General features: G+C 60.6%; 11 protein-coding genes and 1 pseudogene. 8 read left to right on the forward strand and 4 right to left on the reverse strand.

Translation table 11 applies throughout. From position 1 onward, the window contains the following. Window positions 1–42 precede the first annotated feature (42 nt). From SK095_RS08785 to SK095_RS08800, 4 genes are all read left to right on the forward strand, one after another. The gene (locus tag SK095_RS08785; RefSeq protein ID WP_320548604.1) at window positions 43–1,008 is read left to right on the forward strand and encodes a helix-turn-helix domain-containing protein; all 966 of its coding nucleotides are present in this window, start codon (window positions 43–45) and stop codon (window positions 1,006–1,008) included. Between the two features lie 359 nt (window positions 1,009–1,367). Continuing rightward, entirely contained in the window at window positions 1,368–2,612 is a 1,245-nt protein-coding gene (locus SK095_RS08790; protein ID WP_320548605.1) for a hypothetical protein, read from the forward strand. Continuing rightward, complete coding sequence (locus SK095_RS08795) at window positions 2,609–3,133, forward strand: hypothetical protein (RefSeq protein ID WP_320548606.1); 525 nt, start codon at window positions 2,609–2,611, stop codon at window positions 3,131–3,133. The genes SK095_RS08790 and SK095_RS08795 overlap by 4 nt, the downstream gene beginning before the upstream one ends. Further along, the gene (locus SK095_RS08800; protein WP_320548607.1) at window positions 3,121–5,085 is read left to right on the forward strand and encodes an AAA family ATPase; all 1,965 of its coding nucleotides are present in this window, start codon (window positions 3,121–3,123) and stop codon (window positions 5,083–5,085) included. Before SK095_RS08795 ends, SK095_RS08800 begins: the two co-directional genes overlap by 13 nt. A gap of 339 nt (window positions 5,086–5,424) precedes the next feature. On the opposite strand, the gene SK095_RS08805 is transcribed toward SK095_RS08800, so the two are convergent. The 4 genes from SK095_RS08805 to glaH all read right to left on the reverse strand — a co-directional run bounded on the left by SK095_RS08805 (window position 5,425) and on the right by glaH (window position 9,792). Beyond that, window positions 5,425–5,898: a GNAT family N-acetyltransferase gene (locus SK095_RS08805; protein ID WP_320548608.1), complete on the reverse strand. Its 474-nt coding sequence runs from the start codon at window positions 5,896–5,898 to the stop codon at window positions 5,425–5,427. 205 nt (window positions 5,899–6,103) lie between these two features. Beyond that, the gene (locus SK095_RS08810; RefSeq protein ID WP_320548609.1) at window positions 6,104–7,462 is read right to left on the reverse strand and encodes an aspartate aminotransferase family protein; all 1,359 of its coding nucleotides are present in this window, start codon (window positions 7,460–7,462) and stop codon (window positions 6,104–6,106) included. A 39-nt stretch (window positions 7,463–7,501) separates the two neighbouring features. After that, window positions 7,502–8,731, reverse strand: coding sequence for an L-2-hydroxyglutarate oxidase (gene lhgO, locus SK095_RS08815; protein WP_320548610.1), 1,230 nt, complete (start codon window positions 8,729–8,731; stop codon window positions 7,502–7,504). Between the two features lie 86 nt (window positions 8,732–8,817). Further along, window positions 8,818–9,792 carry a glutarate dioxygenase GlaH gene (gene glaH, locus SK095_RS08820; protein WP_320548611.1) on the reverse strand — a complete coding sequence of 325 codons (975 nt, stop codon included), beginning with the start codon at window positions 9,790–9,792 and terminating at the stop codon, window positions 8,818–8,820. A gap of 178 nt (window positions 9,793–9,970) precedes the next feature. Between glaH and csiR the strand changes: the two genes are divergently transcribed. From csiR to SK095_RS08840, 4 genes and pseudogenes are all read left to right on the forward strand, one after another. Continuing rightward, the gene (csiR, locus tag SK095_RS08825; RefSeq protein ID WP_320548612.1) at window positions 9,971–10,675 is read left to right on the forward strand and encodes a DNA-binding transcriptional regulator CsiR; all 705 of its coding nucleotides are present in this window, start codon (window positions 9,971–9,973) and stop codon (window positions 10,673–10,675) included. A gap of 105 nt (window positions 10,676–10,780) precedes the next feature. Beyond that, entirely contained in the window at window positions 10,781–12,382 is a 1,602-nt protein-coding gene (locus tag SK095_RS08830; protein ID WP_320548613.1) for a diguanylate cyclase domain-containing protein, read from the forward strand. A gap of 40 nt (window positions 12,383–12,422) precedes the next feature. Next, window positions 12,423–12,743 (forward strand): hypothetical protein, encoded by a 321-nt coding sequence (locus SK095_RS08835; RefSeq protein ID WP_320548614.1) that lies wholly within the window; start codon window positions 12,423–12,425, stop codon window positions 12,741–12,743. A gap of 17 nt (window positions 12,744–12,760) precedes the next feature. Beyond that, window positions 12,761–14,123, forward strand: a pseudogene (locus tag SK095_RS08840) (L-serine ammonia-lyase).

Below are 14,123 nucleotides of genomic sequence, written 5' to 3' on the forward strand. Positions count from 1 at the left end.
GCCGCACTGTCCTCATAACAACGATAATCGTGAGGACCGGCCATGGCTCAACAGCTCTCAACCCGGTACTGGCCGCAACAGGAACGCCAGCTCCGCTGGGCAGAAGCTATCGGCACCACCTACTTTCCCCTCAGCCTGGAGTTCGCCCCCGGAGCGACCTTCCAAGGCAGCCTGCACGTCTGGGACACGCCCAGCACGCCGCTCACCCTCTCCCGCCTGCGCTCCAGCCAGCTCGCCTACTCGCGCAGCAAGGCCCAGGTCAGCCAGGACCCGGAAGCCTGCTACCTGGTCACCGTGCCGCGGCAGACCGAAGTCCTCTTCGAGCAGGACGGCCGCGCCCTGCGCTGCCAGCCGGGCGGCTTCATCGTCGAGCGCGGCGATGCGCCCTACCGCTTCCACTACGCCGCCGACAACGACCTCTGGGTGTTCAAGCTGCCCGAGCGCGCCCTGCACGGCCAGCTGCGCGGCGCGGAACGCTACACCCGCTTCTGCTTCGACGCCCGCCACGGCCTGGGGCGGATCTTCGTCGAGCAGCTCGGCCTGTGCGCGGCGCGCTTCGACGAGTGCGACGCGAGCGCCCGCCACCTGCTGCTGGAACAGGCGCTGGCCACCCTGCTGATGGCCCTGCGCCAGGACGAGCGGGTGCTCAACAGCGAGACCTCGACGCTGGCTGCCGTGCACCTGCAGCGCGTCGAGCAGTACATCGAGCGCCACCTGGCCAACCCCGAACTGAACCCGGCGCAGATCGCCGAGGCCTGCGGCCTGTCGCTGCGCTACCTGCACAAGCTGTTCGCCGCCACGCCCTACACCCTCGGCGAATGGGTCCGCCTGCAACGCCTGGAGGCCGTGCACCGCCAGCTGCGCGACCCGCACTGCCACCTGTCGATCGGCGAACTGGCGTTCCGCTGGGGCTTCAACGACCAGGCCCAGTTCACCCGCGCCTTCCGCCAGCAGTACGGCTGCACCGCTCGGGAGGTGCGTGGGGGGTTGCAGAGGCGGCCGGAGTGATAGCAGAGGCAATAAAAACCGCAGCCAGGGAGGGCCCGGTTTTGGATCTCGAAGCAGCGGATTTCCTAGCCGACCGGCTGCATGAAGATGAAGGCAGATTGCGCCCAGGATGACCAGTGATTTTCCTGTGACGACCGGCAGCTATCGGCCAGAAGCTGCCAGTCGTCACCGGCTGGAGTCCGACTCAACTAGATCTACACGGGCCAGGGTTGACCTCACCCTTCGTTGCTTTCCCTGCCCAAACCGGAGAGGCGTAAGCCAGGCAAGGCATAGCAGCATATCGACAGCATGGTCAGCTTTCAGTTAGGGTTCGGTCATAGAAATCCCCGCACAACCTAAGTAACGGATTACACGTCGATATGACGCAGATAATAAACCGGGATGCCGCTGACAAAACAAAAGGCTTTCGGCTCCAAAAGCTCAGAGCAGCAACACTTCTGCTGAGAGCAGCAAATGACTTGTCAAATGTAAATTTCTACTACGCAGCCATTGAAGCGGAAGAAGATGTAACAATAATAAAAACTGCAAACTTAAGCACAGAACAGATAATTGAAGAAGACAAAAATTACAGCTCTGATAGCAACTTTACAATACACTCAGAAGCCGTACTAAACACCCTTGTAAGCTTTTTTGACATCTATATGGGTAAGTGGCACAAAAGCCAATCTACAATATTTACATTTAGCTTTTACACCACAACGAATTTCGGAAAAGAAAAAAAGAAAGAACTTGCAGACGGAACAATAATAGAGCTTCCCGATAAGCCGATTCTTGGGATTCTTCAAAACTCCTCCGATATTCCCGACGACATAGCCGGTATTGTCAAAACCATCCTGCTTGCTGAATACAAAAAGCAATATGAAAAAATCCCCGGAAATGGCTACATCAAAGCACTCGAAGATATTTGCCTAGAAGAATTCAAGGTTTTTCTGAAAAAAATAAACTGGCTATCTGGGCAAGAAGACGAATCAGAACTCCAAGGCAGTGCAGAGAAACTGATAAAGAACTGCAAATATTATCAACTCAGCATGAGTGGAAAGGAGCAACTGATTCTCGCTAAAATTCTTGACAAGATTGATGAGAAACAACACTTCACAGACTTCGCAGAGAGATTTATCAACTCCGCAGAGGTAGAACTAATTTTCAAAATGGCAGAGTCCGAAGTCAGTGAACAGCTGCTTGACCCCATATGGAAAGAACTTCAAGGGCTATCAGCTCAAATCACCGACAAACGCAATTTAGAAGAAAAGCTACTGGATAGCTGCCCAACATACCCAAAATCAAAAATTGCAACCCTTGCAAGAAAAGCCTGCGGCTCGAAAACAGAAGAAGATGCAAGCAACAAGAGCTTTTTATCATTAAAGTACAGGGTTTTTGAAGCCTGCGAGGACTATTTTTTTGATAACGACAAATTCAGCAACACTGTTAATCAAATCTCAATCGACACCACAATAAAATCACTACAGCAAAAAGCGGCAGATACGATTGAAGAATTGAAAAAAGATTACACATACACCGTATCAAACAAAGAAACCATCAGCGGCATAGTAGTAAACCTAATAGATTCATGTTTCATATGCTTCGATGAGGAGAAATCCGAATGAACGAGGCAGCAAAAAAGAAATTAATGTTCATATCATCTGATGACTTTTACCTGCTGACATATGCAACAATAGTTATCCTTGACAGCCTTAACTGCACCAAGGGACGAATTTTTAAAGACTACAGAAAAATTCCATTCATAATTGAGTTGATAACCAACAATCGAAACATACTAATATTAGAGTCCTCGACTACAGAGAGACTACGCAAAGGCGACAAGGATTTTCTCTTCCGCAGCTATACAAATGGCCTCGCCAAAAGAAGCGAAACATTAAAAATTTTATTCACACTTGAAAAGAAGGGGTATGTATCTCTCCACAAGGGTGACACAGAAGCACTAGTCAACATAACCCTAAACAAAGAAGAGCTACCCCCGAACTTCCTATCCAAGGAAGTCTTCAAGAACGAGTACATGAATTGCGAGAAATTTAAGAGTGCAATTCAGAGAAGCACAGCCATTACTCTTGACACATTTCTTAGCAAGGCATATCGGGACAGAGGTATAAAAATATGGGAAGTTTAAGAATTCAGAAGGTGGTTTATGAGGGCACAAACTACCATTTCGAATCCCCCCTATTTGATGAAAACCTCATTCTTATAGAAGGTGACAACGGAACGGGGAAGAGCACCTTCTGCAACTTGATCTATTACGGGCTTGGTGGGCGAGTTAGCGAGTTCAGCCGTAAAGAAAAGAAAGAGCAGCACAAACAAATCACAGAAGACAAAGACAATCGCGTCGAGCTTTACGTAAAAATAAACAATGAAAACTACAAGCTAACTCGCTACATAGACGACAACGATATAGCTGTATCATCGACTCTAGAAGCCTGCAACATCAACACTAAATCACGAATCTTAATACACGACAACGATCAACCCACGTCCATATTTCAGGTGTTTCGCTCCCCTGAAGTTGAGTACATATTTTCCGATTGGATTCTCTCGAAGCTTGGAATAACCGTTGTAGAGTTATATCAAGGCTATAGAAATTTTAAAATTAATTTCAATGACCTTATGCGACTTATCTATCATGACCAGCAACCTGACCCTAAAGGGGTTTACAAAAAGATAGATACGCAAAGCAATTTCATGAATGACTCAGAGCTTCTGAGAAAAGCCATCTTTGAGCTTTTGGTCGGAAAAACATTTTCGGAATACTACGAATCTCTTTCCAAGTCAAAAGCACTAGAAAAAGATAAAAACATTGCAGCAGGGCTTCTGAAAGAATACTCCCGAATCATTGAGGAGCTTTCTGGAAGTTCAGAGCCGCTAAATGTTTCATTTCTTCAGGTGTCCCTGCAAGAAAAAGAGAACCAATTAGAACGCTTGCACAACGCTAGGAACAAATTCAAAAGCAATAGAGAGATCAAAGGGTCAGTAGTAGACTATGCACTAATAGATATAAAGAACCAAATTACCGAGAAACAGCTAGCCTTAAGCAAATTAAATCAAGACCTGATATCAACCATAGGTGAAAAACGACAATTAAACACCATAAAAGAAAATACTCTAAGAGAAATCTCTCAAATCGTAAAAATTATTCACTCGCATGATCAGCTTAATTTATTCTCAGCAGATACATGCCCCTACTGCTTAGGCAAAGTTGAACGAGCAACAGGTCATTGTGTTTGCGGCTCAGAGATACAAGAGGAGCAGTACCAACGCTTCTTCTATACATCCAAAGAATACAAAGAAATCTATAAAGCAAAAATCAAAACGACCCAAACCATTGAAATAGCCATAACTGATTGCACTCAAGACCTAAAGATCATTCAGGATAATATTCGCAAGCTGGAAACAGAAATCCCAGAGCTAATGCGAAAAATAGAAGAGCGAGTTGACAATCTAGACGCCCCAGTAGATCTAGACACAATTAATGATATTGATGATGAGATCCTAAACACTCGTCAAGATATAGAAAAGATACGCCAGCAAATTGAAGCTGAAAGCAAAAATGTTCGCCTTACAAATGACTACGAGCGAAAGAGAAGCGAACATGAGATTTCAAAGCTGCAAACAGATGAGTTAGAGGCGAAAGCAAAAATAGATATTCGAGGCAAGGTAGGGAAGCTCAGCTTAATTTATAACAAATTAATGACTGACTCCCTACCTGACTGCAACGCTGCTCGCATAAGTTTAGATGACTACCTCCCGATAGTTGGCAGTGGTGAATATAGAGAGGCCAGCTCAGCCGTATCAAGGCGACTTATGTATTACCTCGCCCTCATGAATTTATCCCTGTCACAAGAAGACGTGCCGTTTCCTAAATTCTTGCTCATCGACACGCCAGAAACATCAGGAATTGAGCTGGACAACCTTAAACGTTGCCTTGAAAAAATTGGTGAGCTTGGTAGCTATGGAAAATCTTATCAAGTTATACTCACTACGGGCCTTAAAAAATATCCTGACAGCTTTAAAGTGCATAGAAAAATTTATCTTCCAGACAAGCAGCATCGCTTATTATTCAAAAAATAAACGGCACAATAAGGGCATATATTACTCACAAATTATGCCCTCAACGTCTTGTAAAGATCTGCTTGTGCCGCAGGTGCCGTTGAACAACATCTGAGGCTACTCCAAAGGGGATGAGGGGCTTATCTGCTTGGCGCAGTGAGTCGCCCCGATTTCCGCATGAACCGAAAGACCGCTTCTGGCCGATTTCTGCCTGTCGCAACGGGCCGCTCTGGGTCGTCGTCACCATGACCGGCATTGCTCGGGCAGGCAACCGGCCAGCCAAGCCGCTACCACCACACTGCTCTTGCGTCCTACAAAAAAGGGCCGGCTTGCGCCGGCCCTCCTCTCACCTCACTTCACTCACAGCGCCGTATCCTCCTGCGCGCGCGAACTACCCCCAAGCTTCTTGACGAAGTGGTGGCAGCCGATCTGGTAGTGATGGCGCATGTACAGGCGATGGGCCGCCGCGCGCTCGCGGCCGACGCCGGAGTCCAGGTGCATGGCGCTGCAGCCCAGGCGCGCCGCCTCGGCCTCGGCCCACTCCATCAGGCGGTCGCCGAAGCCCCGCCCGCGCCACTTCGGCAGGGTGGCGATGTCGACGATGTACAGCGACTGCCCCAGCCACAGCGAGTGCTGGATGCGGTAGCCGAGCACGGCGGCGGCCGTGGGTGAGTCGTCGGCGAAGATGCCGGCCAGTTGGTAGCCGTTGGGCCGCAGCTGCTGGTCGATCACCCGCACCATCTCCTCCGGCGCGTAGTGCGGCCAGAGTTCGCGCAAGGCGTCGACCGCGCTGGCGGTGTTGTCTGCCGTGATCGGTACGACCGGGATGTTCAAGGGGACCTCCTTTTCGGGCTGCGTTCCGTGGTTGGGGCAGGCCTGACGCTCTGTTGCGTCGGCTGACGCGAAAGGGCCGGCTTGCGCCGGCCCGGGCGCCAGATCCGTAGGGGCGAATTCATTCGCCTTGGCGGGGTATCCGGGCGAATGAATTCGCCCCTACAGGAGTGGGCCGGGCGCAGAGGCCGCGCCGGCCCTTCTCAGCTCACTTCGCCCACTGCGCCGTGTCTTCCAGCGCGCGCTCGAAGCGTTCGAGCAGCAGGCCCATCTCCTGTTCGTCGATGATCAGCGGCGGGCAGAAGGCGATGGCGTCGCCCATGGCGCGGGTGATCAGGCCGTGCTGCTGGGCGCGGCCGGCCAGGTAGCGGCCGAGGGTGCCGGTGGCCTGGTACGGCGCCTTGCTGTCCTTGTCGCCGACCAGTTCGACCGCGGCGATCAGGCCGCAGCCACGCACCTCGCCAACCAGCGGGTGGTCGGAGAAGCGGCGCAGCGCGGCGTGCATGCGCTCGCCCATGGCCGCGGCGTGGGCGACCAGGTTCTCCTCCTCGATGATCTTCAGGTTCTCCAGCGCCACCGCGGTGGCCACCGGGTGGCCGCTGGCGGTGAAGCCGTGGCCGAGGGTGCCGAGCTCGCCGCTCTGCGCCTCGATCGGCTGGTACACCGCGTCGTTGATCAGCACCGCGGCGATCGGCTGGTAGGACGAGGACAGCTGCTTGGACACCACCATGATGTCCGGGCGGATGCCGAAGGTCTGGCTGCCGAACATGTTGCCGGTACGGCCGAAGCCGCAGATCACCTCGTCGGCGATCACCAGGATGTCGTACTTGCGGCAGACCTGCTGGACCTTGGTCCAGTAGGTGTGCGGCGGCACGATGACGCCGCCGGCGCCCATCAGCGGCTCGCCGATGAAGGCGGCGATGGTTTCCGGGCCCTCGGCGAGGATGCGCTGCTCCAGCTCGGCGGCCAGGCGGTCGGCGAACTGCTCCTCGCTCTCGCCCGGCAGCGCGTGGCGGTAGTGGTGCGGGCAGCCGACGTGCAGGAAGCCCGGCAGCGGCAGGCCGAAGCCGCGGTGGTTGGCCGGCAGGCCGGTGAGGCTGGCGCTGGCCACGGTGATGCCGTGGTAGGCGTTGGTGCGGGCGATGAACTTGTTCTTCTCCGGCTTGCCGAGGGCGTGGTTGCGGTACCACACCAGCTTGACCACGGTGTCGTTGGCCTCGGAGCCGGAGTTGGTGAAGAACACCTTGCTCATCGGCACCGGCGCCATCTGGATCAGCTTCTCGGCCAGCTCGATGCTCGGCCGGTGCGCCTTGTGGCTGAACAGGTGGTAGAACGGCAGGGTCTCGAGCTGCTGCTGCGCGGCGCGGATCAGGCGCTGGTTGCTGAAGCCCAGCGCGGCGCTCCACAGCCCCGACATGCCTTCGATGTAGTCCTTGCCCTGTTCGTCGTAGACGTACACGCCTTCGCCGCGCTCGATGATCAGCGGGCCCTGCTCCTGGTGCAGGCGGGCGTTGGTGTAGGGGTGCAGCTGGTAGTGGATGTCCTTCTCTTGCAGCGATTGGCTCATGACGCACGCTCCATGGGGGTTGGGCAAGGCATTCGGGGCTCAGGCGGTCTGGCGCTGCCTGTTGAACCCGGGCAGGTCGGCGAGCTGGGCGTCGATCTGCTCGATGATGTAGGCACCGATCGGGATGGCCGAGGTGGCCGCCGGCGACGGCGCGTTGCACACGTTGACGCTGCGCCGGGTGTTGCGGAACAGGAAGTCCTCGATCAGCTTGCCCTCGCGGGACACCGCCTGGGCGCGCACGCCCGCCGGGTAGGGCTTGAGATCCTTGAGTTCGATGCTCGGGCAGTACTTGCGCACTTCCTGCAGGTAGCCGCGCTTGAACAGCGAGTTGCGCATCTCGACCAGGCCGGGGCGCAGGTTGTTCTTCAGCACCTTGAGGATGCCCGGGTCGGTGAGCATGGCGAAGGTGTCGGACAGCGAGATGTCGCGCTTGCGGTAGCCCTCGCGCTTGAGCGCCAGCACCGCGTTGGGGCCGACGGTGACGGTGCCGTCGATCATCCGCGTCAGGTGCACGCCGAGGAACGGCATGGACGGGTCGGGGATCGGGTAGATCAGGTGGTTGACGATGCGGTTGTGCTCGGCCGGCAGCAGGTAGTACTCGCCGCGGAACGGGCAGATGCTGAAGCCCGGGTCGAGGCCGAGCATGCGCACCACGCGGTCGGCCATCAGCCCCGAGCAGGAGACCATGAAGCGGCTGCTGAACTCGCCGGCCGAGGTCTTCACCACCATTTCGGTGGGGCGCTCGTCGAGGCCGATCACCTCGGTGCCGTAGCGGATCTCGCCGCCGCGCATCTGGAACTCGCGGGCCATGGCCGCGGTGACTTCGGCGTAGCTGACGATGCCGCTGGAGGGCACGAAGATGCCGCCGATGCCGGTGATGTTCGGCTCGCGCTCGCGCAGCTGTTCGGCGCTCAGCCATTCGCGCTCCAGGCCGTTGGCAGCGGTGCGCTCCCACAGCGCCTTCATCCGCTGCATCTCCAGCTCGTTGGTGGCGACCAGCAGCTTGCCGCACTCGTCGAAGCGGATGCCGTTCTCGGTGCAGAACTCCTTGGTCGCGCGGTTGCCGGCCAGGCAGAACTTGGCCTTGAGGCTGCCGGGGGTGTAGTAGACGCCGGCGTGGATCACACCGCTATTGTGGCCGGTCTGGTGGCGCGCCGGAGCGGATTCCTTCTCCAGCAGCAGCATCCGGCGGTCCGGGTAGGCGCGGAGCAGTTGCATGGCGGTGGACATGCCGATGATGCCGCCGCCGATGATGATGAAGTCGTACACCTTGTCTGCCCTTCTTCTGGAATGGTGGTTATGGGGCACGCGGGGACGACGCACGCAAGCCGTCCCCGCGAATGGCGAGCAGAACCTTACTGGCGCGGCTGGCGCAAGACCTTCTTGTGGGTGAAGTAACCGCGCTGGCGCATCAGCTCGCGGCGCAGGCCGGGATGGGCGATGAAGCGGTCGCGGCCGTGCAGCCAGCAGTGGTTGTTGATCAGCAGGAAGCTGCCCACCGGCACGCGCACCGACAGCTTGGCTGGGCTGTTCTCGATGGAGTCGCCGAGATCGGCCAGCCAGTTGCCTTCCTCGAAGTTCTTCGGCTGCACGAACTGGTCGATGTAGCTGATGATCGGCCGGCCGGCGACGTCGGTGTCGAACACCGCGTGCCAGATGTCCTTGGTCACGTTCTTGCTCGGCGGCGCGCTCCAGCGCATCTCGCGACGGGCCAGCGGGTGGGTGTAGAAGTGCTCCAGCCCCTCCCAGTCGTCCAGGTGCAGCAGCAGCGAGTTGCCGCCTTCCATGTTCTGCTCGTCGATCTTCAGCATCAGCACGTAGTCGGTGTCCTGCTCGACGAAGGTGCCGTCGGTGTGCAGCTCCATCACCCGGTGGGCCTGGCGCAGGTAGCTGTCGGAGTTGTCCTCGTTCTTCACCACGAAGCGCGCGTAGTACTGGCCGCTCATGGCGTCGTAGTTGGAACGGCCGAACAGGTGGGCCACCGCGGTGGTGAACTTGACCATGTCCTCGGCCTGCTCCACCGAATCCAGCCCCTCGGGGGTGATCAGCAGGGCGCCGGTATCGCGGTCGGCCAGGCTGTCGATCAGCAGCGGCTGCAGGGTGTGGGCGCACAGCTCGTCGAGCAGGCGCGCGCAGCGGAAGCGCAGGAACGACTTGTACTCCAGCGCCTGCACCGGGTAGTCGGCGGTCGCGGCGAGGTAGGCCTCGACGGTGCTGCGCGGGAAGGTCAGCTGCAGCAGACGCGGCGAGATCGCCGACGGCGCCAGGGTGAAGCCCTGCGGCTCGACGGGCTGGGCGACGGAAGGCTTGAGTTGGACAACGCTGGACATGGCGGGCGCTCCTGGACAAGACGACAATGGGTTGAGACGTTTTTGTTTACTGTCGGCGTATTTGAAAAATATCGACATTTTTATCGCGTGTCAAAAATTTCCAACACCTGCGGACGAAAGGCGCAGTCAGCCCGCCATTGGGTATGATGGCCGGGCACCACGAGGAAGGACGGCGAACATGGAAACCCTTGTTTCCCAAGAGAATCTGGCGATCCGCGGGCATGAGCTGCTCAAGCGCGACATCATTCGCGGCGTGTTCCGCCCCGGCGAGAAGCTGCTGATGAGCGGCCTGAAGGCGCGCTACGGGCTGGGCGTCGGCCCGCTGCGCGAGGCGCTGTCGCAGCTGGTGGCCGAGCGCCTGGTGGTGGTCATCAGCCAGCGCGGCTACCGGGTGGCGCCGATGTCGCTCGGCGAGCTGTTCGATATTTACGACGCCCGCGCCAACCTGGAGGCCATGCTCCTCGGCCTGGCCATCGAGCGCGGCGACGACGCCTGGGAGGCGGAGATCCTCGCCCGTGCCCACACCCTGACCAAGGTGGTGGAGGTGCGCAACGCCGAGGAGCAGCTGAGCCTGTGGGACACCCGCCACAAGGCGTTTCACACCGCCATCGTCGCCGGCTGCGGCTCGCCGCAGCTGCTGCAGGTGCGCGCCTACCTGTTCGACCAGGCCGAGCGCTACCGCCACCTGTGGCTGCAGCACACGGTGTTCTCCGAGCAGGCGCTGGAGGCCAAGCGCCGCGAGCACGCCACGCTGATCGAGGCGATCCTCGCCCGCGACCAGGAGCGCGCCTGCCAGCTGATGCGCGAGCATCTGATGGGGCCGGTGCCGATCATCACCGAGCTGATGAAGGTCCAGGACGGAGCTCGCCGGCCCTCCGCCTAGGCGGCGGCCAGCCGCCATGGCATAGTGCCACGAACCACGAAAAGTGATCGGCGTCACGGAATTCGCCAGAATAACAACCTGCCGAGCAGGTGGGGGTGGGTGAGCATGGGACTCAGAAGCTGGCAGCCTGAGGGAGGCTACTGGTGGCGCATGGCGCTGACCGGCAGCCTCGGGATCGTCATCGCCCTCGTTTCCTACCTGTACGGCGCCGCCCTCGAGCGCGACATCGAGACCCGCGAGTTCCAGCGCCTCGCCCAGGTGCAGTACCAGAACACCCGGGAACTGCTGCGCCGCTCGACCCAGGTGCTGCTCGCCTTCCGCGGCTTCTTCGCCGCCTCCGAGCAGGTCGAGCGTGACGAGTACGCACGCTTCGCCGGCGAAATCCTCGCCCACTACCCGGAAATCTACGCCATCCACTGGGCGCCGAAGGTCGTCCCGGCGCAACGGGCGGCCCTGGAGGCCGAGATCCGCGCCCTGCAGGCCGTGCCGCTGGGCATCTTCGACACCGACGCCCGGGGCAAGCTTCTCTACCCTGCCACCGCGCGCGAGCTGTACTTCCCGGTCCAGTACGCCGAGCCGTACGCCGCCAACCGCAAGGTGGTCGGCCTCGACACCCTGGGGCGCTCGACCAACCAGACCGCCATCCGCGCGGCGACGGCCAGCGGCGAGCAGCAGCTCACCCCGGTGTTCCCGCTGATCCAGGACCCGGACGGCCCGCTGGCGACCGCGCTCTATCAGCCGGTGTTCGCGAGCGACCTGCCGACCGCCAGCGCCGAGCAGCGCCAGCAGGCGCTGCAGGGCTTCCTGATCCTCCTGCTGCGGCCCAGCCTGCTGGTCGAAGGCCTGCCCTTCGGCGAACGCAAGATCGCCGTGCGCCTGTACGACCGGCAGGACGCCCAGCTGGCGGCCATCCATCCGCGCGGCGCCAGCCTGCAGGAGCCGGCGGAGAACGTGGTGCACCACGAGCTGCGGGTGCCCGGTCGCACCTGGGTCATGGAGTTCGTGGCCGAGGAAGGCTTCGGCGAGAGCCTGCACATCCAGCCCGTGTTGCTGATGCTGTCCCTGCTGCTGCTGACCGGGGCCAGCCTGGTCTTCCTCGACCGCTCCCACCGCAGCTCGCAGGCCCTGCAGACGACCAATGCCGAACTGCTGCGCCGCCAGCAGGAGCTGGACGACCTGGCCCACTACGATCCGCTGACCGGACTGCCCAATCGCCTGCTGCTCTACGACCGCATCGCCATGGCGCTCGCCGCTCAGCGCCGCCAGGGCGGCAGCCTGGCGGTGTGCGTGCTGGACCTGGACGGCTTCAAGACGATCAACGACCGCTTCGGCCACCCGGCGGGCGACCTGGTGCTGCGCGAGGTGGCGCGGCGCCTGCAGGCGCTGGTGCGCTCCAGCGACACCGCGGCGCGCCTGGGCGGCGACGAGTTCGTCGTGCTGCTGCCGGGGCTGGCTGCCGGTGCGACGCTGCACCAGCTCATGCAGCGCCTGATCGCCCGGCTGGGCGAACCCATCGCCCTCGCGGATGACGGACCGCAGGTGCAGGTATCGACCAGCATCGGCATCGCCTTCGCCGACGGCCAGCAGAGCGTCGACAGCCTGATCCACCAGGCCGATGTCGCCATGTATCAGGCCAAGCATGTCGGCAAGGGCTGCTATCGAATTTACGGCGCGCCTGCTGTCTCAGTTGAACAGGCCGGCGTCTGACGCCACCCCGGCCTGCCCTTCGACTCGCGGGAACGACCTGATGAAGAATCTGCTGTGCACCCTGCTCGGCCTGTGGGCCAGCGCCCTTGCCCCCTTCGCCCTGGCCGACCACGACCGCTACGACGACCGCCGCTGGTGGCGCGACGGCTGGGAGGACGAGCGCAAGGAGGAGTTCCGCGACGGCCCGTGCCGGGTGAAGCTCGAATCCAAGCGCGACGAATTCAAGCGCGAGATCAAGTGCAAGGACGGTCGCGGCGCCTGGTGGCGCGGCGAGTGGAAGGACGAGTTCCGCGACGGTCGCTGCCGGGTCAAGCAGGACGTCAAGCGCGACGAGTTCAAGGAAGAGGTGAAGTGCGACTGAGCACGGGAGTGTCGGCCATGTCCCTCAGCGTTTTCGACCTGTTCAAGATCGGCATCGGCCCGTCCAGCTCGCACACGGTCGGGCCGATGCGCGCCGCGGCGCGCTTCGCCGGCGAGCTGCGCGAGCAGGGCCTGCTGGCCGCCACCGCGACGGTGAAGGCCGAGCTGTACGGCTCGCTGGGCGCCACCGGGCGCGGCCACGCCAGCGACAGCGCGGTGCTGCTCGGCCTGGAGGGCGAGCAGCCCGACCTGGTGGACACCACGCGCATCGCCGCGCGCCTGGAACGGATCCGCGCCCGCGGCCAGCTGCTTCTCGCGGGCGAGCGGGCGATCCGCTTCGTCGAACGCGAGCACCTGCACTTCCTGCGCCGGGCCCTGCCCCGCCATCCCAACGGCCTGATCCTGCGCGCCTTCGACGCCGCCGGCCTGCAGCTGTGCAGTCGCGAGTACTACTCGGTGGGCGGCGGCTTCATCGTCGAGGCCGGCGAAACCCCGCTCGCCGCCGCCGGCCCCGCGCTGCCCCACCCGTTCCACAGCGCCGCCGAACTGCTGGCGCAGTGCGCCGCACACGGCCTGTCGATCAGTGCGCTGATGGCCGCCAACGAGCGGGCCTGGCGCCCCGAAGCCGAGACCCGTGCCGGCCTCGCGCGCCTGTGGCAGGTGATGCAGGACTGCGTGGCCGCCGGCTGCCGCCACCCGGGCGTGCTGCCCGGTGGCCTGGGCATCCGCCGCCGCGCCCCGGCGCTGCTGGAGCGCCTCGAGGCGCAGGCCGCCACCGGCGATCCGCTCGGCGCGCTGGACTGGGTCGACCTGTTCGCCCTGGCGGTCAACGAGGAGAACGCCGCCGGCGGCCGGGTGGTCACCGCGCCCACCAACGGCGCCGCCGGCATCATCCCGGCGGTGCTGCACTACTACTGGCGCTTCGTGCCAGGCGCCAGCAGCGAGGGCGTCGAGCGCTTCCTGCTCACCGCCGCGGCGATCGGCATGCTGTACAAGGAGAACGCCTCGATCTCCGGTGCCGAGGTGGGCTGCCAGGGCGAGGTCGGCGTGGCCTGCTCGATGGCCGCCGGCGCGCTGTGCGAGGTGCAGGGCGGCAGCCCGGCGCAGGTGGAGAACGCCGCCGAGATCGGCATGGAGCACAACCTCGGCCTGACCTGCGACCCGGTCGGCGGCCTGGTGCAGGTGCCGTGCATCGAGCGCAACGCCATGGGCGCGGTGAAGGCGATCAACGCCGCGCGCATGGCCCTGCACGGCGACGGCCGCCACTTCGTGTCGCTGGACCGGGTGATCCGCACCATGCGCCAGACCGGCGCGGACATGAAGAGCAAGTACAAGGAGACGGCGCCGCGGCGGCCTGGCGGTGAACGTGGTGGAGTGCTGA

This window comes from Pseudomonas sp. AN-1, from assembly GCF_034057115.1.
Lineage (GTDB): Bacteria > Pseudomonadota > Gammaproteobacteria > Pseudomonadales > Pseudomonadaceae > Geopseudomonas.

Bases quoted from the DNA above. Each gene is read 5' to 3' on its own strand.
- SK095_RS08785 (WP_320548604.1), top strand. From the start codon at position 43: ATGGCTCAACAGCTCTCAACCCGGTACTGGCCGCAACAGGAACGCCAG.
- SK095_RS08790 (WP_320548605.1), top strand. From the start codon at position 1,368: ATGACGCAGATAATAAACCGGGATGCCGCTGACAAAACAAAAGGCTTT.
- SK095_RS08795 (WP_320548606.1), top strand. From the start codon at position 2,609: ATGAACGAGGCAGCAAAAAAGAAATTAATGTTCATATCATCTGATGAC.
- SK095_RS08800 (WP_320548607.1), top strand. From the start codon at position 3,121: ATGGGAAGTTTAAGAATTCAGAAGGTGGTTTATGAGGGCACAAACTAC.
- SK095_RS08810 (WP_320548609.1), bottom strand. From the start codon at position 7,462: ATGAGCCAATCGCTGCAAGAGAAGGACATCCACTACCAGCTGCACCCC.
- glaH (WP_320548611.1), bottom strand. From the start codon at position 9,792: ATGTCCAGCGTTGTCCAACTCAAGCCTTCCGTCGCCCAGCCCGTCGAG.
- csiR (WP_320548612.1), top strand. From the start codon at position 9,971: ATGGAAACCCTTGTTTCCCAAGAGAATCTGGCGATCCGCGGGCATGAG.
- SK095_RS08830 (WP_320548613.1), top strand. From the start codon at position 10,781: ATGGGACTCAGAAGCTGGCAGCCTGAGGGAGGCTACTGGTGGCGCATG.
- SK095_RS08835 (WP_320548614.1), top strand. From the start codon at position 12,423: ATGAAGAATCTGCTGTGCACCCTGCTCGGCCTGTGGGCCAGCGCCCTT.